This is a genomic window from Rhodococcus sp. MTM3W5.2, assembly GCF_001984015.1.
Lineage (GTDB): Bacteria > Actinomycetota > Actinomycetes > Mycobacteriales > Mycobacteriaceae > Rhodococcus_G > Rhodococcus_G oryzae.
This window is the reverse complement of sequence record NZ_CP019572.1, coordinates 3866273-3892136: the sequence shown is the minus strand read 5'-3', so window position 1 is coordinate 3892136 and position 25864 is coordinate 3866273. Positions and strand designations below refer to the sequence as shown.

Annotated in this window: 3 protein-coding genes and 1 pseudogene; all 4 read left to right on the top strand. The window is 68.1% G+C overall.

Translation table 11 applies throughout. The features are described 5' to 3' along the window. Positions 1 to 985 precede the first annotated feature (985 nt). The 4 genes and pseudogenes from BTZ20_RS29185 to BTZ20_RS28305 all read left to right on the top strand — a co-directional run bounded on the left by BTZ20_RS29185 (position 986) and on the right by BTZ20_RS28305 (position 25854). Positions 986 to 4189 (top strand): type I polyketide synthase, encoded by a 3204-nt coding sequence (locus BTZ20_RS29185; RefSeq protein WP_077042237.1) that lies wholly within the window; start codon positions 986 to 988, stop codon positions 4187 to 4189. Next, positions 4168 to 15204 carry an SDR family NAD(P)-dependent oxidoreductase gene (locus BTZ20_RS17505; RefSeq protein WP_411269080.1) on the top strand — a complete coding sequence of 3679 codons (11037 nt, stop codon included), beginning with the start codon at positions 4168 to 4170 and terminating at the stop codon, positions 15202 to 15204. The genes BTZ20_RS29185 and BTZ20_RS17505 overlap by 22 nt, the downstream gene beginning before the upstream one ends. After that, positions 15177 to 21026, top strand: a complete 5850-nt coding sequence (locus BTZ20_RS17490; RefSeq protein ID WP_145982336.1) for a type I polyketide synthase — start codon at positions 15177 to 15179, stop codon at positions 21024 to 21026. Before BTZ20_RS17505 ends, BTZ20_RS17490 begins: the two co-directional genes overlap by 28 nt. Continuing rightward, positions 21023 to 25854: pseudogene (locus BTZ20_RS28305) on the top strand (type I polyketide synthase). Before BTZ20_RS17490 ends, BTZ20_RS28305 begins: the two are co-directional and overlap by 4 nt. The last annotated feature ends 10 nt before the right edge of the window (positions 25855 to 25864 follow it).

Sequence of the window (25864 nt, the reverse complement as noted above, 5' to 3'; positions counted from 1 at the left end):
GTTGGTTTACATTGCGTTAAATAGATTGAGTTTGAAGATCGTGCAGATTCCTGCTCATTGATTTCTAGGTCGAGAGCTATCGGTAGTCCCGTGGCCGTAAGTCTCGAAGCCTGATGTGTCACAAGCGGGTGGGTATGGTTCTGTGTATTACTTTTGCCCCTTCTGGGGATTCGAAGGCTGAAAGTATTGCGAGGACTTCGACCTTGTGTTCTTGGTATGAGCGGGGCGCAGCATTAGTGGCAGAGTTTTGTTGCGCCCACCGATTGTTGCGGTTGGATCAGTGTGGACGGAAGGATATGTTCGTTCGCTTTGAGCGTTACTCGCGGCTTTGAGTCGATTGCATCTATGCCGGGAAGGTGCTGCCGCTCAATCAACCGGTCGCAGAATCCCCACAATGGCGAACGAGATTGATCGCTGTTGATGCGGTGTGTAATACCTGCTTAGGATTTGGGTTCGTGCGGGTTCTACGGCCGACTTCGGCACCAGTAGCTTGAGGGTTAAGTTCGGCTGCTTACATGGTGACCTTTGGTGTATCCGATCGATGAATTGGCTTTCTGCTGATTGCCATTCCGGATCGCGATCAAAACGGTATTATCTCGGTATCGATGGTCAAGATCCATTCTGTGCCGAGCGGTGTCGGATTGGCGGTAGCCAGATATTTGCAGCGCCTGAACCTGCACGCAAATTCATCTGTTTTGGTGGATTGCTGCCAACGGCCCGTCTGTAGCTAACGGCTGGCGAGCATGTAAAGCGGGCGATCTGGAGCACACTGCAGGGTGGTCCTTGACGCCGTGTGAAACGCCTAGCGTCCCGAATGCTCCTATTCTCCTTCAAGTGAATTTAAGTGTTGTTTCCGGGCTTGGGTTAAGGGGCGTGTTAGGGGTTGGCTCTAGGGGGCAAGTCGCGCTTATATTTCATTATCGCCGGTGTGCTGATCTGTGCCCTGGTGAGCCTGTACCCGGTTTAGCGTGAAAAGGGGCCCCCGTTGGCGGACGAAGCAAAGCTTGTCGAATACCTCCGCCGGATGACGACGGACCTGCGACAAGCGCATCGTCAGATAGACGACCTAGAGAAGATTGAGCGCGAACCCATCGCGATCGTCGGTATGTCCTGCCGCTACCCGGGCGGTGCAGATACGCCCGAGCGGTTATGGGACCTCGCGGCCCAAGGCAGGGATGCGGTTTCGGAGTTCCCCACCGACCGTGGCTGGGACGTAGAGACCCTGTTCGATACGAACTCCGGCCGCGCGGGAACATCGTCGACAAAGCATGGAGCGTTCCTTCACAATGCCGGCGACTTCGACCCCTTGCTGTTCGGGATCTCCCCGCGTGAGGCCTTGGCGATGGATCCGCAACAGCGCTTGCTCTTGGAGTTGTCGTGGGAAGTTTTCGAGCGAGCAGGGTTAGACCCGCAGTCGTTGCGCGGTAGCCGGACCGGGGTCTTCGCCGGCGTGATGTACCACGACTACGCCTCGAAGACTGCTCTGCCTGCTGAACTCGAGGGCCATTTTGCGACCGCGGTCGCCGGAAGCGTTGCGTCGGGACGCGTGTCGTACTGCTTCGGCCTGGAAGGGCCCGCGATCACCCTCGATACGGCCTGCTCTTCGTCACTGGTGGCCCTGCATCTCGCGGTGCGGTCGTTGCGGTCCGGCGAATGCTCGATGGCAGTCGCGGGCGGGGTCACCGTGATGGCGACCCCGGCAGCTTTTGTCACCATGTCGCGGCAAGGTGGCGGTGCCACCGACGGCCGGTGCAAGTCATTTTCGGCAGCCGCCGACGGCACCGGGTGGGGTGAGGGTGCGGGTCTGGTGCTGCTGGAGCGATTGTCGGATGCGCAGCGCAATGGGCATCCGGTGCTGGCAGTCGTCCGTGGCACGGCAGTAAACCAGGACGGGGCGTCCAACGGCTTGACCGCGCCGAACGGTCCATCGCAGCAGCGAGTGATTCGGCAGGCATTGGTGAATGCCGGGTTGACCGCCGCGGACGTGGATGTGGTGGAGGCGCACGGCACCGGCACAGTGCTCGGTGACCCGATCGAGGCTCAGGCACTGCTGGCAACTTACGGTCAGGACCGTCCCGTAGACCGGCCGCTGTTGCTGGGTTCGATAAAGTCGAACATCGCACACACACAGGCGGCATCGGGCATCGCCGGTTTGATCAAGATGATCGAGGCGATGCGGCACGGGGTCGTGCCCGCTACGCTCCACGTGGATGAGCCAAGCCCGCAGGTGGATTGGTCGTCCGGTGCGGTAGAGCTCGTCACTGAGCTGCGGCCGTGGCCTCGAGTGGATCGGCCGCGCCGGGCAGCTGTGTCGTCCTTCGGCGTATCCGGAACGAATGCCCACGTCATTGTGGAGCAGGCGCTTCCGGGGCGGGCGCACGAGCCAGAAGGCGAAGAACCGGCCGCGGGCCGCACCGACTCGACAGGCTTGCTCGACGATCGCCCGCTCGCGTGGGTGCTGTCGTCGAGGAGCGCGTCGGGACTGCGTGCGCAAGCGGAGCGGCTGCGCGAATACACCCGAGCGAACCCAGACGCGGCCTTGGCCGATGTCGCCTCGGCGTTGGTGACCGCACGTGCGGCACTCGAGCACCGCGGAGTGGTGGTCGCCGCCGATCGTGACGAATTCGTCCGTGGGCTGGACGCGCTAGCCATGGGGGATACACCCACAGGCGTTGTGGTCGGTGAGGCGCTGGGCGACAGGGTGGCTTTTGTGTTCCCTGGACAAGGCGCACAGTGGGCCGGGATGGGCCGTGAGCTGCTGGAGACCAGTGTGGTTTTCGCTGCTAGGGTGCGCGAGTGCGCCGCGGTGATGGATCCCGCTACTGGGTGGTCGCTGCTGGATGTGATTGCCGGCCGACAGGATCGGCTGCTGGATCGGGTTGATGTTGTTCAGCCGGTGTCGTTTGCGGTGATGGTGTCGTTGGCGGCGGTGTGGGAATCGTTCGGTGTGACGCCGGACGTGGTGGTTGGTCATTCGCAGGGTGAGATCGCTGCCGCGTATGTGGCGGGTGCGCTCAGTCTTACGGATGCGGTGCAGGTGGTGGTGCGGCGCAGTCAAGTGATCGCCGAGCGGCTCGCCGGTCGTGGTGGCATGGTGTCGGTGGCGCTGCCACTGGACCGGGTAGCCGAGCTGATCACAGGTTTTGGCAACCGGGTGTCGGTCGCGGCCGTGAACGGGTCTGCTGCCACAGTGATCTCGGGGGAGCGTAGTGCGCTCGATGAGATCGTCTCCGAGTGCGATGCCAACGGTGTGCGCGCGCGGACAATCGATGTAGACTACGCATCGCATTCAGCGCAGGTGGACTCGGTCTCGTTCGAGTTGCTGGAAGCGCTCGCCGCGATCACCCCGCGGCAGGTTCGAACACCGTTGTATTCGACCGTGCGCAGTCGGCCGGTCGACGGCGCAGAGCTGGACGCCGCATATTGGCTTGAGAATCTACGTGAGCCGGTCCGATTCTTGCCCGCGATTGAAGCGCTACTGGGCGACGGGTACCGGACGTTCATCGAGGTGAGTTCGCATCCGATCCTTTTGCCAGCGATCGAGCAGGCGATCGATGCGAGCGAGGCGCCCGCTGTCGCCCTCCAGACATTGCAGCGGGACGCGGGTGGTCAGCGTCGGATGATGCAGTCGCTGGCGCAAGCGTGGGCCAACGGACTGGCCGTGGATTGGCATCCGATTCTCGACGGTCGGCCGAGCGCACGAGTCGACCTGCCCACGTATGCGTTCGAACAGCAGCGGTTCTGGCTGGAGATGACTACGGGCATCGGTGACGTCACCTCGGCGGGCCTGCGTTCGGCGGAACATCCGATGCTCGGCGCGGCGGTTGTCCTTGCCGATTCCGGCGGACTACTGTTCACTGGACGGCTCTCGGTGGCGACCCATCCTTGGCTCGCCGACCATGCGGTATCGGACACCGTGCTGGTCCCCGGCACAGGACTGGTCGAGCTGGCTTGGCGCGCGGGCGATCAGCTCGGTTGCGACCGGATCGAGGAGCTGACGCTCGAGGCGCCACTGATGCTGCCCCCGACGGTGGCGTCGCGGTACAGCTGGAGGTGGGCTCGGCGGATACTTCGGGCCGCCGAACATTTTCGGTCCATTCCCGGCTCGGGCACCTGGATGACGAGTCGTGGGTCCGGAATGCGACCGGTGTGCTGTGCACCGCTGGTGTGCGCGCCGATGTGGAGCTGACCGAATGGCCGCCGTCGGGCGCAGACCCTGCCGACGTCTCGGACCTCTACGAGCGCACGGCAGCAGCTGGTTTCGACTACGGAGCGGCCTTCCAAGGGGTGCGCGCGGCGTGGCTGCGTGGCGACGAGGTATTCGCCGAAGTCGCACTCCCCGAGCACATCGCGTCCGAGGCGGAGCGGTTCGGCGTGCATCCGGCGCTGCTTGACGCAGCGCTGCACGCGTCGTCGCTGTTGCCGGGATGGAACACGGCAACCGAGGGCAAACTCCCGTTCTCGTGGCGGGCGGTGACGTTGCACGCGACCGGTGCCACCACCCTACGGGTGCGACTGACCGCGATCGGCACCGACGCGGTGTCGGTGCTGGCCTGTGATGGCCTGGGGCGCCCGGTGATGACCGCTGAATCGCTCGCGGTTCGTGCGATCGGAATGGCGAGCCTTTCCTCGCCCGGACAGTCCGCTGCGCTGTATCGGGTCGGTTGGCATCCAGTCACCGCGCCGCCTGCGCCCTCGACGGTTCCTCTGGTCGTCCTGGGTATCGGTCCGGCGACGGCAGGCTGCGTCGCGTTCGCCGACGTAGCAGCGCTAGCGGCGGCGCTGGACGACGGCTTCGAATTGCCCGATCTTGTTGTCGCGCTGTTGGCTACCAGGGGCGACGCGGACGCCGGTCACGTTCATCGGGCGACCCACGACGCGCTGGCATTGGTCCAGTCGTGGCTCGTTGATGACCGATTTGCCGCCGCGCGGCTGGTTGTCGCGACTCGCGGCGCGGTCGCGGTCACCGCTGACGAAGCTCCAGGTGACCTCGCACACGCCGCCGTGTGGGGCCTGGTGCGATCGGCGCAGTCGGAACACCCCGACAGGATCGTGCTGCTGGATATCGACGGCGACACCGCCAGCGGGATCGCCGCGGCCCGTGCCGCGGTGGAGCACTCGCAGGCGGCCGTGCGCGGCGATCGACTGCTAACACCACGACTTGACCGCATCGCTGACGAGGAGAGTTCGGCCGAACCGGATTTCGGCACCGGCACGGTCCTGATCACCGGTGCGGGCGGCACTCTCGGCGGGGTGATCGCCAGGCATCTTGTCGTCGAGCACGGGGTCCGGCGCGTGCTGTTGGCGAGTCGCAGCGGCTCGGTCGGCGACCTCTCCACCGAGCTGAGCGAGCTCGGCGCGCAGGTGACGGTGGTGGGGTGCGATATCGCCGACCGCGCCGCGGTGGCTGCCATGGTTGCGGCGATCCCGGCCGAACATCCGCTGACGGCAGTGGTGCACGCGGCGGGCGTCCTCGATGACGGCATCGTTACCGCGCTCACCCCTGTCCGGATCGACGCGGTGCTCTGGCCGAAGGTGGATGCCGCACTGGTACTGCACGAGGTGACCAAGGACCTGCCGTTGTCGGCATTCGTGTTGTTCTCCTCCGCGGCGGGTGTGCTCGGCAGCCCCGGCCAAGCCAATTATGCTGCGGCGAACTGCTTCCTGGACGCCCTGGCGCAACGGCGTCGGGTGGCGGGTTTGGCCGCGTCCGCGCTGGCGTGGGGGATGTGGGCGCAGCCGAGCGGGATGACCGGCCGCCTGTCGGAGGCCGATCGGGAACGTGGCGAGCGTGGCGGTGTGGTCCCGCTGTCGGTCGCCGACGGTCTGGCTCTGTTCGACCAGGCGATCGCGAGCGCCGACGCCGCGGTCGCCCCGATCGGACTCAACCTGCCCCAGCTGCGCGCCAGTGCCGCCGAATCAGGTTGGGTGCCAGCTGTTTTACGGGGATTGGTGCGCATACCCGCGCGTCGGAGAGAGGTCGCGACGAGCGACGCGTCCGCCGGACGATTGGCGGCACTGCCCGAGCGGGAACTTGCGAAGGCGTTGCTGGACATCCTGCATGCCCAGGTCGCGGCGGTACTCGGCTACACATCCGCCCAGGCACTGGAGCCACGACGCACCTTCGTCGAGTTGGGTTTCGACTCGCTCACCGCGATCGAACTACGCAACCGGCTCAACGCCGCAACCGGGCTCCGGCTGCCCGCGACGCTGGTCTTCGACTATCCCAATACAGAAACACTGGTCGCGCACCTCCAAGCTCAGCTTTCAGGCGTCGACCCAGGTGCCGCGCAGCCGCCGATAGCTCTGGCATCCGACTACGATGATCCGATCGTGATTGTCGCGGTCGCCTGCCGCTATCCGGGTGGCATCGGTGATGCCGACGCGCTCTGGCGCGTGGTCGCCGAGGGCGTCGACGCGATCTCCGATTTTCCCACCGACCGGGGCTGGGATCTCGAAGCCCTGTATGACCCAGACCCCGATCAGCACGGCACATGCTACGTCCGCGAGGGCGGATTCCTGCCCGATGCAGCGGATTTCGACGCCGATATGTTCGGGATAGCGCCGCGTGAAGCGCTAGCGATGGACCCGCAGCAACGGTTGCTGCTCGAGACAACATGGGAGCTGTTCGAACGGGCGGGTACCGACCCGTTGTCGTTGCGGGGCAGCCGGACCGGTGTCTTTGCCGGGGTGATGTACCACGACTACGCGGCCGGGCTCGGCGGTGCCGCCGACGACCTCATCGGCTATGTCGGCATGGGTAGTTCCGGCGGCGTGGCCTCCGGCCGCATCTCCTACACCTTTGGGCTCGAAGGTCCCGCGGTCACGATCGATACAGCCTGCTCGTCAGCACTGGTGGCGCTGCATCTCGCAGCACAGGCGGTGCGCGCCGGGGACTGTTCGCTGGCGGTGGCCGGTGGTGTCGCGGTCATGTCGACGCCGGGATCGTTCATCGAATTCAGCAAGCAGCGTGGCCTGGCACCGGATGGGCGCTGCAAATCCTTCGCCGCTGCCGCCGATGGTGCGAGCTGGTCTGAAGGCGTGGGACTCGTTCTGGTGGAACGCCTGTCGGACGCGCGTCGCAACGGCCATCCAGTGCTCGCGGTCGTCCGTGGTTCCGCGATCAATCAGGACGGCACCTCGAACGGGCTCACCGCGCCCAACGGCCCCGCGCAACAGCGGGTTATCCGTCAGGCGCTCCGCAACGCTGGGCTGAGCACCGATGACATCGACGTCGTCGAGGCACATGGCACCGGCACGGTCCTCGGCGACCCGATCGAAGCCCAGGCCCTGATCGCCACCTACGGCCGCGACCGGGATCCGGCGCGCCCACTGCTACTCGGATCGATCAAATCGAATATCGGTCACACACAGGCCGCCGCAGGCATGGCTGGCGTCATCAAGATGATCGAGGCGATGCGCCATGGCGTGGTGCCTAAGACGCTGCACATCGATGCGCCGAGCCCACATATCGACTGGTCGGCGGGCGTCGCGCGGCTGGCGGTCGAGGCTGAGCCGTGGCCGGAAACGGGCCGGGTGCGCCGGGCCGGGGTGTCGTCGTTCTCGGTGACTGGTACCAACGCCCACGTCATCATCGAACAGCCGCCGCACGACGACCGTCCGGTCGAAACTGCTGGCCCGTCGGGGTCGGTGCTGCCGTTCGTCATATCGGGCCGGACGCCTGCGGCATTGTCAGAGCAGGCTGCGCGGCTTGTCGATTTCCTGGGTGCGACGGGGGATGTCGCGCTCGCGGAGATCGCCGGGGCGCTGCTAAGGGGGCGCGCGGCGCTGGATCACCGCGCGGTCGTGCTGGCCGGTGCCGTAGACGATCTGATCCGTGGGCTCACCGATGTGGCGGCCGGTGCGCCCGGGCTGACCGGCAGCCGGGTAAACGGCAGGGTGGCGTTTGTGTTTCCTGGTCAGGGTGCCCAGTGGGTGGGTATGGGTCGTGAGTTGTTGGTGTCGGACTCTGTTTTTGCCACTCGGTTGGCTGAGTGTGCTGCGGTGATGGATCCGTTGACCGGGTGGTCTTTGCTGGATTTTGTGGCGGGGCCGCAGGAGCTGCTCGATCGGGTGGATGTTGTTCAGCCGGTGTCGTTTGCGGTGATGGTGTCGTTGGCTGCGGTGTGGGAATCGTGTGGTGTGACACCGGATGTGGTGGTTGGTCATTCACAAGGTGAGATTGCAGCGGCGTGCGTGGCGGGCGCGTTGAGTCTTGCGGATGCGGCGAAGGTGGTGGTGGCCCGTAGTCGGGTCATCGCGCAGCGGCTCGCAGGCCATGGCGGCATGGTGTCGATCGCGTTGCCATCGGAGCGAGTCGAAGCGCTGATCGTCCGCTTCGGTGCGCGCGTGTCCATCGCGGCAATGAATGGCCCTGAGAGCGTGGTGATTTCCGGCGAGGTCTCGGCGCTCGACGAGCTGGTGGCCGACTGTGCTGCAGTGCAGGTACGGGCGCGGCGGATCGACGTCGATTACGCGTCGCATTCCGCGCAGGTCGATGACGTGGCAGGCGAACTGCTCGAGGTTCTGAGCGGAATCAGTCCGCGGCGCGGCCGGGTTCCCTTGTATTCGACCGTGTGGAACGCACCGATGGACGGCTCCGAACTCCACGCCGCCTATTGGATCGAGAACCTGCGCAAGCCGGTGCGATTCGCATCGGTGATCGGGGCATTGCTCGCGCAGGACGTCCGGGTGCTGCTCGAGGTGAGTTCGCACCCAGTGCTGATCCCAGCGATCGAGCAGAGCATCGATCGTGCCGAGGTCACCGCGGTGGCCGTGGGCACGTTGCACCGCGACGACGGCGGCCGCGACCGCTTGCTGACCGTACTCGCACAGGCTTGGACGCACGGCGTACCGCTCGACTGGACCGAGGTGCTGCCGAGCGACATGCGGCAGCACCCGAACCTGCCGACCTACGCGTTCCAACGCACTCGCTTCTGGCCCGAGCGATCATCGACGGATACCGTCCATCCGCTGCTAGGCATGCGACGGGGGCCGAGCGGGCCACCGGCGAGCGCGCGCGACGCGATCTTCCGCGTCGGGTGGGTCGTCACCGATCTACCCGTGCCGCCCAACGAGACGTCCCGTTGGGTGAGTATCGGCCCAGCACAAAATCTTCCATTCTGCCGGTACGACGACCGAGCAGCGTTCCATGCCGCGCTCAAGGCCGGCGAGCCGTCGCCCGAGCTGATCGTGCTGCCGTATCTCCCGGACCACTCGCACGCGGACGTGCCTTCGGCAACCCGCGCGGCAACCGCACGCGCCCTCGACGATCTCCAGTCCTTGCTGACCGACGACCGACTGACGACGACTAGAATCGCTTTCCTGACGCGCGGTGCGGCGGGCGACGACGACCCGGTCGACCTCGTCGACGCTGCGATCTGGGGCCTCGTTCGTGCGGCGCGGGCCGAGTTTCCGGACCGATTGCTGTTGGTCGACCTCGACGCGCAGCCCAGCTCAGCCTTGATCGCGGCGCTCGCACAGACGGACGAGCCGGAGCTATCCGTGCGCGGTGGCGAAATTCGGGTGCCGCGGTTGATGCGGGCCGAGTTGCCCGCGGAGGCCCGTACCTCCTGGAACCGGCAGGGCAGCGTGCTGATCACCGGCGCGTCCGGCGCACTGGCCACTGTGATCGCCCGGCATGTGGTGGTGGAACACGGTGTCCGTCACCTGATTCTAGTGAGTCGTGGTGGCGTGGCCGACGAGGTACTTGCCGAGCTGGCCGATCTCGGTGCCGAGGTGACCTCGGCGCGATGCGATGTCACCGATCGGACCGCGCTTGCTGCGCTCATCAACGGGGTGCCTGCGCGACACCCACTTGTAGCGGTCGTGCACACCGCGGGTGTGCTCGACGACGGTGTGCTGTCCGCATTGACCCCGCAGCGGTTGGATGCCGTCTTGCGCCCGAAGGTCGATGCCACGTTCCACCTCCACGAACTCACCGCCGCGCTCGACCTCGAAGCTTTCGTGCTGTTCTCCTCGGCTGCAGGTACTTTCGGCGGTGCGGGACAGGGCAACTACGCCGCCGCCAATGCATTCATGAATGCGTTTGCTCGGTGGCGGCGCGCGCAGGGAATGCCCGCGTCGGCGCTGGGGTGGGGCCAGTGGGCGGGCGGCGGCATGGCGGCGGGTCTCGATGAAACGAGCGCGCGGCGGCTGCGGCGGGCCGGTGTTCTGCCGATCTCGGCATCGCTCGGCACGACCCTGTTCGACCTAACTACGAATGCCGACGACGCGGTTCTGCTGCCAATGCGACTCGATCTCGCGGCGATGCGGTCGGAAACTCCGCCGGCGCTCCTGCGCACCCTCATCGACGCCGAGGCATCCTCCGCTGCAATCGGTTTCGCTTCGGAGCTCTCGGGTGCGACCGCGGCGGAGCAGCGGCGACTGGTCGTGGACCTGGTCCGCACCCAAGTCGCGGCAGTGCTCGGACACCGCGGCGCTGCCGCGATTGATCCGGGCCGCCCATTCGCCGAGCTCGGATTCGATTCGCTCACCGCGGTCGAGCTACGGAACCGGCTCAGCTCGGTGACAGAGTTGCGGCTGCCGTCCACGCTTGTGTTCGACCATCCGACGCCGACTGTGCTCGCCGAGTTCCTGCTGGACACGGTGCTCGATCGGGCCGTAACGACGGCATCGTTACCCCTCGCCGCGGGGCCGATCGATGAGCCTATCGCCATCGTGGCGATGAGTTGTCGCTTCCCCGGTGGCGTGCGGTCGCCGGAAGACCTATGGGAACTGGTGGCTTCAGGGCGCGACGTCATCACGGAGTTCCCGGTGGACCGCGGCTGGGACCTCGAGGCGCTCTACGACCCGACCGGGATCCGGCCGAACACCAGCTATACCAACGAGGGCGGTTTTCTCGACGAGGTGGCCGATTTCGATCCGGCCCTGTTCGGCGTCTCCCCGCGCGAAGCGATTGCGATGGACCCGCAGCAGCGACTGCTGCTGGAGACCGCATGGGAGGCATTCGAGCGCGCAGGCATCGATCCGTCTTCGCTGCGCGGCAGCAAGACCGGGGTTTTCGCTGGCACGATGTACACTGGCTACGCCGACTTGTTCCCTGCGGGGTCGGACGAACTGTCGGCACACGTGGGCGCGGGTTCCGCCCCAAGCATGGCCTCTGGTCGGGTCGCCTACACATTCGGGCTGGAAGGCCCGGCGGTCACGGTGGACACGGCGTGCTCGTCGGCCCTGGTCGCGCTACATCTTGCGACGCAGGCCTTGCGTAACAACGACTGCTCGCTCGCGCTCGCCGGCGCCGCGGCGGTGCTGTCTACGCCGACGTCATTCATCGGGTTCAGCAGGCTGAAGGGATTGGCGCCCGACGGTCGATGCAAGGCGTTCGCGGCGAGCGCGGACGGCACCGGCTGGTCCGAAGGTGTCGGATTGCTATTGCTGGAACGGCTTTCGGACGCACGGCGGCACGGCCATCCCGTGCTTGCGCTGGTGCGAGGGACAGCGGTGAACTCGGATGGTGCGTCCAATGGGTTGACTGCACCGAATGGCGCGTCGCAGCAGCGGGTTATCCAGCAGGCATTGGCAAACGCCGGGCTGCGTGCCACCGACGTGGATGCCGTCGAGGCGCATGGCACCGGGACCACGCTCGGCGATCCGATCGAAGCCCAAGCGCTGCTGGCCACCTATGGCCGAGAACGCTCGCATCCACTGGCGCTCGGCTCGATCAAGTCGAATATCGGACACACGCAGGCTGCCGCGGGCGTCGCGGGCATCATCAAGATGGTCCAGGCGATGCGTCATGCGACGCTGCCCGCGACCCTGCACGTGGACGAGCCGACGCCACACGTCGACTGGTCCTCGGGCGCAGTGGAATTGGTGACTGAGACGCGCCAATGGCCGGAGCACGGACGCCCGCGTCGAGCCGGCGTGTCGGCCTTCGGGTTCAGCGGGACCAACGCCCATGTCGTGCTAGAGCAGGGGTTGGAGCCGGAGGTGGAGCCGACGAGCACAGCGAACCTGCCGGTGACACCGATGGTGTTGTCGGGCAAGTCCTCCGACGCGCTGCGGGCTCGGTCCAGGCAGCTGTTGGTAAGGGTGGAGGACGATCCGGGCGTTTCGCTCACCGATCTGGCATGGTCGTTGGCGACCGGTAGCGCGGTACTGGAGCACCGTGCCGTGGTCCTTGGGCGCGACCGCGCCGAATTGATTGCGGGCCTGCGCCGCGCCGCGACCGCGGAGTCTACCGCCGTCGTGCCGGAAGGATGTCTGGCCGTGTTGTTTTCAGGCCAAGGATCGCAGCGCGCCGGAATGGGGCGAGAGCTGTATGAGGCGTTCTCCGTATTCGCCGCCGCCTTCGACGAGGTTTGCGCGTGCGTGGATCGGTGGTGGGAACGGTCGCTGCGCAATCTGGTATTCGATGGTGACACTGAGGTGCTGGACCGGACAGAGTTCGCGCAGCCCGCGTTGTTCGCTGTGGAGATCGCGTTGTTTCGGTTGTTCGAATCATTCGGTGTTTCAGCGGAATTCGTGATGGGTCATTCGGTGGGGGAGATCACCGCCGCCTGCGTCGCGGGAGTGCTGACCCTCGCGGACGCGGCCCGGATGGTTGTGGCGCGCGGCCGCCTGATGCAAGCGCTGCCCGCGAACGGGGCGATGGTGGCCGTGCAGGCTGCCGAGGTCGAGGTGACACCGCTGCTGACCGATGGTGTCGATATAGCGGCGATCAACGGCGACACCTCGGTCGTCCTCTCCGGCCGCACCGCCGCGGTCGAGGCCGTGGCAGCGCATCTCCGAGACTCGGGTCGCAAGACGTCGCGGTTGCGGGTATCGCACGCGTTCCACTCGTCGTTGATGGACCCAATGCTCGACGAGTTCGCGGCGGTATGTGCCGAACTCGATTTTGGCCGTCCACGGATCGGCCTGGTGTCGAACTTGACCGGTGCTGTGGCGTCGGAAGAGGTTGCTACACCAGATTATTGGGTTCGGCATGCTCGCGATGCCGTCCGCTTTGCAGACGGCATCGGCGCGGTGCTGCGGTCCGGGGTGACCGCGCTGCTGGAACTGGGGCCCGACGGCACGCTCACTGCCCTCGCCAAGGAGACAGCGGTCGACGGCGTGGTGGCCGTGGCCGCACTGCGCATGAACGATCCGGAAGTCGACGCAGTGTTCGCTGCGCTGGCGCGCCTGCATGCCCACGGGCTGCCCGTGGCCTGGACCGGGTTGTTCCCAGCAGGCCGACGCGTGCATGTCGATCTCCCGACCTACCCATTCCAGCATCGCCGCTATTGGCCGCCGCAGGCACCGCTGTCCGCGGTCGATGCGTTCGCCGACGGTCATCCACTGCTGCGCACGACGATCGCCCTGGCCGAGCCGGACACCGTAGTGATGACCGGTAGGTGGACGCGGAGCACACAGGCCTGGTTGGTCGATCACCAGGTTTCCGGCGCTGTTGTCGTACCAGGAACGGTGCTGGTCGAGTTGGCATTGGCCGGGGGTGCACGGATCGGTTGTCCGCGGGTGGCCGAGCTGACGGTGGCGGCGCCGATGCTGCTTCCGGATATCGGCGGTGTCGAGGTGCAGCTGGTGATCGACCCGCCGGACGACGCAGGCGGTCGGGCAGTGAACATCTACTCGCGCCGGGATAGTGATGTGCCCTGGGTCCGCAATGCCTCGGGCTTGGTGACTGCGGAGACCGAGCGGGGCGTCCGCGACGGCGACGCGTGGCCGCCCAGTGCGGCCACTGCCCTCTCGGTGGACGAACTGTACGCGCGGTTTGCGGCGAACGGAATCGACTTCGGCCCGGCCTTCCGTGCGGTCCGCGCCGCGTGGTTGCGGGCGGGCGAGATCTTCGCCGAGGTCGAGATCGATGACGAATTGCAGAACATCCAAGGACATTTCGGGATTCACCCCGTGCTGTTCGACGCGGCATTGCAAGGGGTTGCCGCTGTCGATACCGGAACGGAGGTGGAGGGCACCTGGCTGCCCTTCGCCTGGACCGGCGTGTCGTTGTTCGCCATCGGCGCGACGCGACTGCGGGTACGCATCACCCCGTCCGGCACCGGCACCTTGACCATCTCAGCCCATGATCCGGCCGGAGAGCCGGTGTTCCGCGTCGGTATGCTCGCACTGCGCCCGGTCGTCGGTGCACAATTGCGTGCTGGAGTGGGCGATTCGTTGTTCCGCGTCGAATGGTCTCGTTCCGCCGCGTCCGTGGCGCATCTTGCCCGCAATGCCGACCTGTCGGTGCTGTCGAACAATCTCGACGCAGGGACCGCCGCACCGGCTCGCTTCGCCGTCGAGATCTCGTCCACAACGGCAGATGCCGATCTTACGAGCGCGATTCGCACGGCAATGCACCGCACGTTGGCGTTGATCCAGCAGTGGCTCGCCGACGAACGCCTTCATGACTCGGAGCTTGTCATCGTGACCAGCGGCGCGATCGTGATCGGTGACGAACGAGGCATTGATCCGGCCGCGGCCGCGGTGTGGGGCTTGGTGCGCTCCGCACAGGCGGAGCATCCGGGCCGGTTCCGTCTCGTCGACAGTGCAGATGCCCTCGTTGCGGTGCCTGAGACTGATGAGCCGCAGATCGCGATGCGCGCCGGAGTTGTCTATCTGCCAAGATTGGCTCGGGTCCCCGAGGCCGCCGCCGCGCCGGTCGTGCTCGATCCGAAGGGAACGGTCCTGATCACCGGCGGAACCGGCGGGCTCGGCTCGGCCGTAGCTAGACATCTGGCCCGCGAGCACGGTGTCGATCATCTCGTGCTGCTCAGCAGGCGTGGTCCCGCTGCACCCGGCGCTGCGAAACTCGCGGAAGAGCTGGCGGGACTCGGTGCCACCGCGCGCATCCTCGCGTGTGACGCCGCTGACCGCGCCGCGCTGGCCGCAGTGCTGGCCTCGATCCCCGAGGCGAATCCGCTGACCGCCGTTGTGCACACCGCCGGTGTGGTCGACGACGGCGTGATCACAGCATTGACACCCGCGCGGATGGACACCGTGCTCGGTCCGAAGGTTGCCGCCGCGGTCAACCTGCACGAGCTGACCCGCACCGCGGAGCTCGCCACGTTCGTGTTGTTCTCCTCGGCCGCGGGCCTGGTCGGCAACGCTGGTCAAGGCAACTACGCGGCGGCCAACGCGGCCCTCGACGCGCTCGCTCAGTACCGCGATGGCCTTGGCGCGGTGGCGAAGTCGATCGCCTGGGGCTGTGGGACGGCGGTATGGGTACCCGGCTTGACGACTCGATGAAGGACTGGCATGCCAGATCCGGCGTGTCCGCGCTGACCGACGCCGAAGGTCTAGCGCTGTTCGACGCGACCCTCGCGCGCGACGAGATCGTGCTCATGCCCGCGCGGCTCGACCTGGCCGCGCTGCGTGCCCAGGCTGTCGTGCCCGCGCTGCTCCGCGGCCTAGTGCCGACGAGCACCCGCCGAGTGGCCGCCGCTGGCGGACCCAAGAATCCGGCGCTCGCCGGTCTCGCCGGTCTATCTCCCGAGGAAAAGCTCGATACGCTGGTCGACCTCGTGCGCGAGCATGCCGCGGCGGTGCTCGGTCACGAGAACACGCATCCGATCGACCGGTCGGCCGCCTTCGCCGATCTCGGGTTCGACTCGCTGATTTCGGTGGAGTTCCGCAACCGGCTCGGCGCGGCGACCGGACTGCGCCTCCCGGCGACCTTGGTGTTCGACTATCCGGCAGTTCCCCCGTTGGCTCGCTATCTACACGACGAGCTGTCCGACGTGCTGCTGAGAGGCGCGGCGAGCGAAGCGGTGACCCGGCCCGCAACCGCGCTGAACGATCCGATCGCGATCGTGGGCATGGCCTGCCGGTATCCCGGCGGTGTCGGCTCGCCCGAGCAGCTGTGGCAGCTGGTCGTCGATGGGGCGGATGCAGTCGGGCCGTTCCCGACCGATCGTGGGTGGCGGATGGACCAGAGCCTCGGCCCGGTCCGACACGGAGGATTCCTATACGACGTAGCCGATTTCGATGCCGGTTTCTTCGGTATCGCGCCGCGCGAGGCCTTGGCGATGGACCCGCAGCAGCGGCTGCTGCTCGAAACCACCTGGGAGACATTCGAAAGCGCCGGGATTGATCCAGTTACGCTGCACGGCAGCCGAACCGGCGTGTTCACCGGCGTGATGTACCACGACTACACGGCACTGGTGCAGGGCGACGAGGAACTTGCCGGGTACCTCGCCACCGGCGGCTCGGCCAGCGTGGCATCCGGCCGGATCGCCTACACCTTCGGACTCGAGGGGCCCGCGGTCACCGTGGACACCGCCTGCTCGTCGTCGCTGGTCGCGTTGCATCTGGCCGCCCAGGCGCTGCGCGCAGGCGAGTGCACGATGGCGCTGGCCGGCGGTGTGACCGTGATGGCCATGCCCGGTCCGTTCGCCGAATTCGCCCGACAGGGCGGACTCGCGGCCGACGGCCGGTGCAAGGCGTTCGGGGCGGACGCCGACGGCACCGGCTGGTCCGAAGGTGTCGGGGTGCTGCTCGTCGAGCGGCTGGCCGACGCGCAGCGCAACGGTCATCCGGTGCTGGCCGTGGTCCGCGGTTCGGCGACCAACCAGGACGGCGCGTCCAACGGGCTGACCGCACCGAACGGACCCGCCCAGCAGCGCGTCATCCGGCAAGCCCTCGCCAACGCCGGATTGTCCACGGCCGATGTCGATCTCGTCGAAGCGCACGGCACCGGGACCACGCTGGGCGATCCGATCGAGGCGCAGGCGCTGCTGGCCACTTACGGCAACGGTCGTCCGGCGGACCGGCCGCTGCGGCTCGGTTCGCTGAAATCGAACATCGGCCACACCCAGGCGGCGGCCGGTGTCGGCGGCATCATCAAGATGGTGCAGGCGATGCGGCACGGCATCATGCCGCGCACCCTGCACGCGGACGAACCGACACCGCACGTCGACTGGTCGGCGGGTGCGGTCGAGTTGCTGACCGAGGCTCAGGCGTGGCCCGAGTCGGACCGGCCGCGCCGGGCCGCGGTGTCGTCGTTCGGCTTCAGCGGGACCAACGCGCACGTCATCCTGGAGCAGGCGAGCGCGACGCAGCCGGTCCACGCCGCGCCCGCAGCGCCGAACTCGTCGCCGCAGACCGTCGCACTGCCGATCTCGGCTCGGTCGCCGGAAGCGCTACTCGCCCAGGCGGATCGGCTGCGGTCGCTGGTGGCCGGCGATGCCGAGGTCGACCTGGCCGATCTCGCCGGTGCGCTGGCGACGACCCGGGCCGCACACGACTACCGAGCCGTCGTCATCGGCGACGATCGGGCCGAAATCGTCTCGGGCCTGGTGGATCTGGCGTCGGGTAGTTCGTCGCCGGGCCTCGTTCGAGGCGCGGGACGAGCCCGCGCCGGTAAGACCGTCTTCGTGTTTCCCGGCCAAGGATCGCAGTGGGTGGGCATGGGGCAGGAGTTGCTGGAACACTCGCCGGTGTTCGCCGCCCGGATGGCGGAATGCGCTGCGGCACTGGATGCCTTGTCGGGGTGGTCGCTGCTCGATGTGGTCCGCGGTGTCGAGGGTGCTCCGCCGCTCGAGCGCACCGACGTGCTGCAGCCGGTCTGGTTCGCGATGCTCGTCTCGCTGGCCGAGGTGTGGCGGGCGCACGGTGTGCGACCCGACGCGGTCGTCGGACACTCCCAGGGCGAACTGGCTGCCGCCTGTGTGTCCGGTGCGCTGAGTCTCGCGGACGCCGCGCGGGTTGCGGTGCTGCGCAGCAAGCTGATCGCGGATCGGCTGTCGGGCCGCAGTGGCATGGTGTCGGTGGAGCTCTCGGCCGACGCGACCCGGGGTTTGCTCGAATCGCTCGAATCCGATCTGGAGATCGGCGGTTTGAACGGCCCCGAGCTGACCTCGGTGTCCGGCGCTCCGGCAGGTCTGGAGCAGCTGATCCGAGCCTGCGCCGAGCAAGGGATCCGCACCCGACGGATCGGTATCGACTACGCGTCGCATTCGGCGCACGTCGAACCGCTCGAGGCGGAACTGGCCGATCTGCTGGCCGGGCTCGCACCGCGGCCGACCACCGTCCCGATGTTCTCCACGGTGACCGGTGCGGTGATCGACGGTGGCGAGCTCGGCGCCGGCTACTGGTACCGAAACCTCAGGCAGACAGTGCTGTTCGAACCCGCGCTGCGGGCGTTGGCCGAGGCCGAGTTCCGCTTCTTCGTCGAGGTCAGCCCGCACCCGCTGCTGCTGTCCGGCATCGGCCAGCTCGACGCGGACCTGGTCGCGGTCGGCACACTGCGGCGCGGCGACGGCGGCATGCGCAGGCTGCTGACCTCGCTCGCCGAATTTCAGGTGCGCGGGTGCGCGGTCGACTGGCGCTCGACGTTGCCCGCGACCATCCGGCCGATATCGTTGCCGACCTACGCCTTCCAGCATCGCAGGCATTGGCCACAGGGCAGGGTGCGGCTCGCCGACGCGTCGGATCATGGCGCCACCGCGACCAGTCATCCGGTGTTGTCCGCGGCCGTGACGCTGCCGAATTCCGGTGCGCTGCTGTTCACCGGCCGGCTGTCGGTGGACGATCAGCCGTGGCTCGCCGACCACCGGGTGGGCGGGCTGGTGCTGGTGCCCGGGGCGGCTCTTGTCGAGCTTGTGGTCCGGGCCGCGGATCAGGTGGGTTGTCCTCGACTCGGCGAACTGACCCTCGAGGCGCCGCTGCTGCTCGACGGCGCGGTGCAGCTCCGGGTATCGGTCGGTGAGCCCGACGAGGCCGGCCGCAGGGTGGTGACCGTGTACTCGCGGCCCGAGGAGGCCCGCGGCGACGAGGCGTGGACACTGCACGCCACGGCGTCGGCCCGGCCCGACGCCGAGGAGCCCGCCTTCGAGCTCGCGCAATGGCCTCCGGTCGACGCGACCGCGTTGGATGTGGCCGAGCTGTACCAGAACCTGGCGGTGGCGGGCCTGGAGTACGGCCCGGCGTTCCGTGGCTTACGCGCGGCGTGGCGGCGTGGTGACGAGATCTTCGCCGAGGTCGCACTCGCCGACGAGCTCGCGACCGACACGTTCATCCTGCACCCCGCGCTGCTGGATGCCGCGCTGCACAGCGCCGCCTTCGCCGCGGTGTCCACGCAGGCCGATCAGGCCTATGTTCCGTTCGCCTGGCGGGAGGTGTCGCTGCATGCGGCCCGGGCTCGGGCCGTGCGGGTGCGGATCAGCCAGACCGACGACGGATTCGCGGTGCAGCTGGCGGATTCCGCCGGAGTCCCGGTGGCGACGGTCGGCAGCGTGGCTGTGCGTCCGATCAGCACGGAGCGGCTCACCCCGCGGGTCGCCCCGATCGACTCGATGTATCGCATGGAGTGGACCGAGCAGGCCCAGCCGCGTGCGGTGGATCGGGTCGACGCCTGGCTGCTGCTCGGCGACGATCGCGATCCGGTGGCCGCCACACTGCGCCGGGACGGTGCCGAAGTACGTTGTGTGGCATCGCTTTCCGATATCGAAGCGGTACCGGAAACGGTGCTGGTGCCGATTGCCGATGCGGCCGACCCGGTGGCGCATACCCACGAAACCGTGGGCAGGATCACCGAAGTCGTGCGGCTCTGGCTGGCCGACGCCCGATTCGGGCGGTCGCGGCTGGCCGTGCTCACCCGGGCGGGCAGCCTCACCTGTGCTGCGGTGCGGGGCTTCGTGCGCTCCGCGCAGGCCGAACATCCGGGCCGCTTCGTCCTGGTGGACCTGGACGAGGTCTCCGGCGAGTCGATGTCGGCGGCGCTGGCGGCGGGACAGTCGGAGGTCCGCGGCCGTGCCGGTGTGCTGACCGTGCCGCGGCTGGTCCCGGCCACCGTCGGCGAACGATCCGGCTTCGGTTGGGACACCGCCGGTACGGTGCTCGTCACCGGTGCGCTGGGGGCGCTGGGCACCGAGGTGGCCCGCCATCTGGTCACCGCTCATGGCGTGCGCCGGTTGCTGCTGACCAGCAGGCAGGGCGCCGCCGCGCGCGGAGCCGCGGAGCTGCGGGCCGAACTGGCCGGGCTCGGCGCGGAGGTCCGGATCGTCGCGTGCGATCTGGCCGACCGAGCGTCGGTTCGCGACCTGCTCGACGGCGAGACATTGATCGGTGTCGTGCATGCGGCGGGCGTGCTGGACGACGGCGTCGTGACGGCGATGACACCGGAACGGGTGTCGAAGGTGTTGCGCCCCAAGGTTGATGCCGCGTGGCACCTGCACGAGCTGACCGCGGGCATGCCGTTGACGGCATTCGTGCTGTTCTCCTCGGCCTCCGGTGTCTTCCAGACGCCGGGCCAGGCGAACTACGCCGCGGCCAATGCCTTTCTCGATGAGCTCGCCCGGCACCGGGTGGCCGCCGGACTGCCCGCGCTGTCCTTGGCATGGGGCCGATGGGACGCCGGAATGTGGCGGACGGGCCACGACAGCTCGGCGGACTCGCTGTCGGTCCCGGATGGCCTGCGACTGTTCGACGCCGCCGCGACGGTCGATGCCGCGGTGCTGATGCCGATGCGGTTGCCCGTCTTCGATGGTCCGGTGCCGCCGCTGCTGCGTGCGGTGGTGCGTGGTGCGGGCAGGCGCGTCGCGGCGGGCGACGGCGCGGGTTCAGATGCGCTGACCCGCAGGCTTTCCCGGATGACTCCCGAACGACAGCTCGACGACCTGGCTCGGCTGGTGGTGGCCGAAGTGGCTGCGGTACTGGGTCATTCGAGTTCCGACGCTGTCGAGACCGAGCTGTCGTTCCGCGATCTGGGGTTCGATTCGCTGGCCGCGGTGGATCTGCGTAACCGGCTCGCCGCGCGTACCGGTCTCACGCTGCCGCCCACGCTCGTCTTCGACCACCCGAACGCGATGGCGCTGGCCGAGCAGCTGTGCCGGGAACTGGGGCTCGGGGCCGTGGACGCGAGCGCGGAACTTGCGGCGCACCTGGAACTGCTCGAAGAGCTGCTGCGACAGCAGCAGAACGCGGGCGTCGAGCATCCGAAGATCCGGCTGCGCCTGCGCGCACTGGCCACCGATACGGCCGACGAGGCAGGCCCGGTGCTCGCCGACCTCACCACCGCGAGCGACGACGAACTGTTCGACCTGCTCGACGACAACCTGGGGACAGTCTGATGGGGAACGCCATGGACGGCGACGAGAAACTACGCACCTACCTGCGGCGCGCCACCACCGAATTGCTACAGACCAGGCAGCAACTTGCGGAGCTGGAAGCGGCGGCGCAGGAGCCGATCGCGATCGTGGCGATGAGCTGCCGCTACCCTGGGGCGTCGCCTCGCCGGAACAGCTGTGGCAGCTGGTCGCCGAGGGCACCGACGCGATCTCGGCGTTCCCGCGCGATCGCGGCTGGCCGGTGTTCCTCGACGATCAGGGACATGGCGGCGGATTCATCGACGGCGCAGGCGATTTCGATCCCGCACTGTTCGGGATCTCGCCGCGCGAGGCGCTGGCGATGGACCCGCAGCAGCGGCTGCTGCTGGAATTGTCGTGGGAGGCCTTCGAACGAGCGGGCATCGACCCGCTGTCGGTACGCGGCAGCCGGACAGGTGTTTTCGCCGGCGTCATGTACCACGATTACGCCGCGGGGGCGCAGTCCGTCCCCGAGGAGGTCGCCGGATTCCTGGGGACGGGAACGTCGGGGAGCATTGTCTCCGGACGGGTGGCCTACGCGTTCGGGCTGGAAGGGCCTGCGGTGACGCTCGATACCGCCTGCTCGTCCGCGCTGGTGGGTCTGCATCTCGCGGTGCACGCGCTGCGGAGCCGGGAATGCGGGCTCGCGTTGGCAGCCGGCGTGACGGTGCTGGCTACGCCGACCGTCTTCGCCGAGTTCGCCCGGCAGGACGGCATTTCCCGGCAGGCGCGCTGCCGCCCGTTCGCCGCGAGCGCCGACGGAACGGTATTCGGCGAGGGCGCCGGCATGCTGTTGCTGGAGCGGCTGTCCGACGCGCAACGCAACGGCCACCCGGTACTCGCGGTGGTGCGCGGCAGCGCCGTCAATCAAGATGGCGCATCCAATGGTTTGACGGCTCCCAACGGTCCGTCGCAGCAGCGGGTCATCTGGCGGGCCCTGACCGCCGCGGGCCTCACCGCCGCCGAGGTGGATGTGGTGGAGGCGCACGGCACCGGCACGGTGCTGGGTGATCCTATTGAGGCGCAGGCGTTGCTGGCGACTTACGGTCAGGATCGGGATCGGCCGTTGCTGCTAGGGGCGATCAAGTCGAATATCGGTCATACCCAGGCGGCTGCCGGGGTGGCCGGTGTGATCAAGATGGTCGAGGCGTTGCGCCGTGGTGTGGTGCCTGCGACGTTGCATGTGGATTCGCCGACGCCGCAGGTGGATTGGTCGGCTGGTGCGGTGGAGCTGGTGACCGAGACGCGGCCGTGGCCGGAGGTCGGCCGGGTGCGCCGGGCGGGGGTGTCGTCGTTCGGGATCAGCGGCACCAACGCCCATGTGATATTGGAGCAGGCGCCGGAGCATGCGGCCGAGGCCGTCGAGCCGGCGGGTGCGCCGCTGGTACTGCCGTTCGTGGTGTCCGGTAGATCGGCGGCGGCCTTGCGGGCGCAGTGTGCCCGGTTGTTGTCGTTCCTGGATGCTTCGCCGGCACCAGCACTCGCCGATATTTCGTGGTCGCTGGTGTCGTCGCGGGCCGCGCTGGAGCACCGAGCGGTGGTGCTGGCCCAGGACCGGGCCGAGTTGGCCGAGGGGCTCGCGGTGGTGGTCGACGGCGGTTCGGCGGCGCGAGTGGTCAGCGGGCCGCAGCGCACGGGCAAGTTGGCCTTCGTGTTCGCCGGACAGGGTGCCCAGCGGGTGGGGATGGGACGCGAGTTGTCCGAGGCATTCCCGGTGTTCGCCGCGGCCTTCGACGAGCTGTGCGGGCACCTGGATCCGCTGCTGGGACGGTCGTTGCGCGACATCGTGTTCGACGGCGATGCGGAGGTGTTGGCTCGGACCGAGTTCGCTCAGCCCGCGTTGCTCGCGGTGGAACTGGCATTGGTCCGGCTCTTCGAGTCCTTCGGTGTGTCACCGGATTTCGTGATCGGTCACTCGGTGGGTGAGATTTCGGCCGCGTGTGTCGCCGGAATGTTGTCGGTAGCGGATGCGGCGCGGCTGGTGGTCGCGCGCGGCGGATTGATGCAGGGGTTGCCCGCAGGTGGTGCGATGGCGGCCATCCAGGCGACCGAAGACGAAGTGACGCCGCATCTTTCCGAGTCGGCCGGTCTGGCGGCGGTGAACGGTCCGCACGCGGTGGTGGTGTCCGGCGACCGGTCGGCGGTCGAACAGGTCGCGGAACACTTCGCCGGACTAGGCCGAAAGACGACCTGGCTGACGGTGTCGCACGCGTTCCATTCGGCGCTGATGGAGCCGATGCTGGACGAGTTCGCCACCGTGTGCGCGGGGATCGAGTTCGCCGAGCCGATGGTGCCGGTGGTGTCGAATCGGACGGGCGCGTTGGCGACGGCCGAGCAGTTCCGGTCACCGGGCTACTGGGTGGCGCACGCGCGGGAGACCGTGCGATTCGCGGACGGGATCGCGACATTGGCCGAGCACGGGGTGCACGGTTTCCTGGAGATCGGCCCGGACGCGACCTTGACCGGGCCGGTGTGGTCCAACCTCGAGGACGATCCGGATCGGGCATCGATCGTCGTGCCCGCACTGCGCGCCGACCGGGACGAAGCGGAGGCGGTACTGGCCGCAACCGCCGCATTGTTCGTGCACGGTCGTCAGGTGGATTGGTCAGCATATCACGGCGGCGGTGTCCGTGGCCGGATCGACCTGCCTACCTACGCCTTTCAGCATCAGCGCTATTGGCTTGCTGCGGAGGCGGGTTCGATCGCGCCCGACATCGCCGATCCGGTCTCGGCGGCGTTCTGGCAGGACGTCGCGGCGGGTGACCTGACGTCGCTCGGCGGGCTGCTGGACATCGACGCGGGCCGCGTCGAAACAGCCGAATTCGTTGCTGCGCTGTCGAACTGGCGTGCCCGAGCCCTGCGTGACCACACGGTGGACTCGTGGCGCTACCGGGAGAGCTGGTCTCCGATCGACCTGTCCGGCTCCGCGACAGCTCCGTCGACCTGGCTGCTGCTCGCCCGGGGCGAGGCCGATCGAGAACCGTTCGCTCCGATAGTGAACGCGCTCGCCGCGAGCGGCGCGCGACTGGTGACGATCGACCTGCCCGACGATATCGATCGAGCCGCCTTGGCCGATCGGCTCCGCAGCCTGGAGCACATCGAGGGTGCGCTGGCACTCGTCGCCGAGGACGACGCCGGGCGCCCGGAATGTTCTGCTGCGCCGGCGCTGGCGCTGACGGTCGCACAGGCGTGGATCGACGCGAATGTGGACGGGCGCCTGTGGCTCGGAACCCACGCCGCCGTGTCCGCAGCCGACACGGATCCACCGGTTTCCCCGGAGCAGACGCAAATCTGGGGACTGGGCCGCGTGCTGGCTCTCGAACAGCCCCGGGCCTTCGGCGGTCTGCTCGACTGCGGCGACGAGATCGGTGATCGGGCCGCCGCCATCGCCGCGGCGGTGCTGCGCGATTCGAGCGAAGACCAGCTTGCCGTCCGTGCGGACGCCGTGCTGGGGCGTCGGTTGGTCCGCGCGCCGCTGGCCGATGCGCCGCGGGTGCGCGAATGGCGGCCCCGGGGCACGGTGCTGATCACCGGCGGCACCGGCGAATTGGGTGCGCACGTGGCGCGGTGGGCCGCCGGTGCCGGCGCCGACCACCTCGTGCTCACCAGCCGGCGCGGGCCTGCGGCACCGGGCGCGGCGGAGCTCACCTCCGAACTTCGCGCGCTGGGCGCCGAGGTGACGGTTGCCGCGTGCGATGTGGCCGACCGTGATCAGCTCGTCACGCTGCTCGCGGCCATCCCCGCCGACGCACCGCTGTCCGCGGTGGTGCACGCCGCCGGGGTCAACCACCGCGGGCCGGTGGTCGAGCTGACTGTGGCCGAGCTGGCCGCCGCCCAGGCGGCGAAGGTGCTCGGCGCCGCGCACCTCGACGAGCTCACCGGCGATCTGGACGCGTTCGTGCTCTTCTCCTCCGGTGCCGCCTCGTGGGGCAGCGTGGAGAACGGCGCCTACGCCGCGGGCAACGCCTACCTGGACGGACTGGCCGTGCGCCGCCGCGCCCAAGGCAGGACCGCGACGGCCATCGCCTGGGGCAGCTGGACCGGCGGGATGGCTGCGGAAGCGGGAGATCTCTTGGCGCGCCACGGAATTCGCGACATGGCGGCGGACCCGGCGATGGTCGCCATGGTCGCCGCCGTCGAACGCGACGAGGTCTTGTCCACCGTCGCGGACCTGGACTGGAAACTGTTCACGCCGGTGTTCACCGCGGTCCGGCCCAGCCCGCTGCTCGCCGAGATTCCAGAGGCGGCACGGGCGCTGCTCGAGGCCGCGGCCGCCGACGATGTCGACACCGACTCGGTGCGTACGGCGTTGGCCACCGAGCTGGCCAGATACGCGGCGCCGGAACGCGAACGCCGACTGCTCGAGTTGGTCCGCGGTGCGGCGGCGGCGATCCTCGGACACGGCGACCCGGCGGCGGTCGACCCCGACCGCAAGCTGCTCGACCTCGGCCTGGTCTCGCTCACGGCGGTGGAACTGCGTAACCGGCTCAGGGCGGTGACCGGCGTGGGTCTGCCGACGACAGTGGTCTTCGATCACCCCACCGCGCTCGCGCTGGCGCGGTATCTGGCAGCGGAGTTGATGAGCGATCCGGCGACCGATGCCGCCGCCGATCCGGCCGAGACCGCCGTCCGGAAGGTGCTGCGCACCATTCCGCTGGACCGGCTGCGCCAGGCGGGACTGCTGGATCTGCTGCTGGATCTCGGCGACGGAGCGGCCGAGCTGCCCGGCATCGACGACGACAGCGACGCGATCTTGGCGATGGACACCGACGAACTCGTGCGCATGGCCTTTGAGCACAGCGAACTCGAGTGATGGGAAGTAG

Bases quoted from the DNA above. Each gene is read 5' to 3' on its own strand.
- BTZ20_RS17490 (WP_145982336.1), top strand. From the start codon at position 15,177: ATGGGTACCCGGCTTGACGACTCGATGAAGGACTGGCATGCCAGATCC.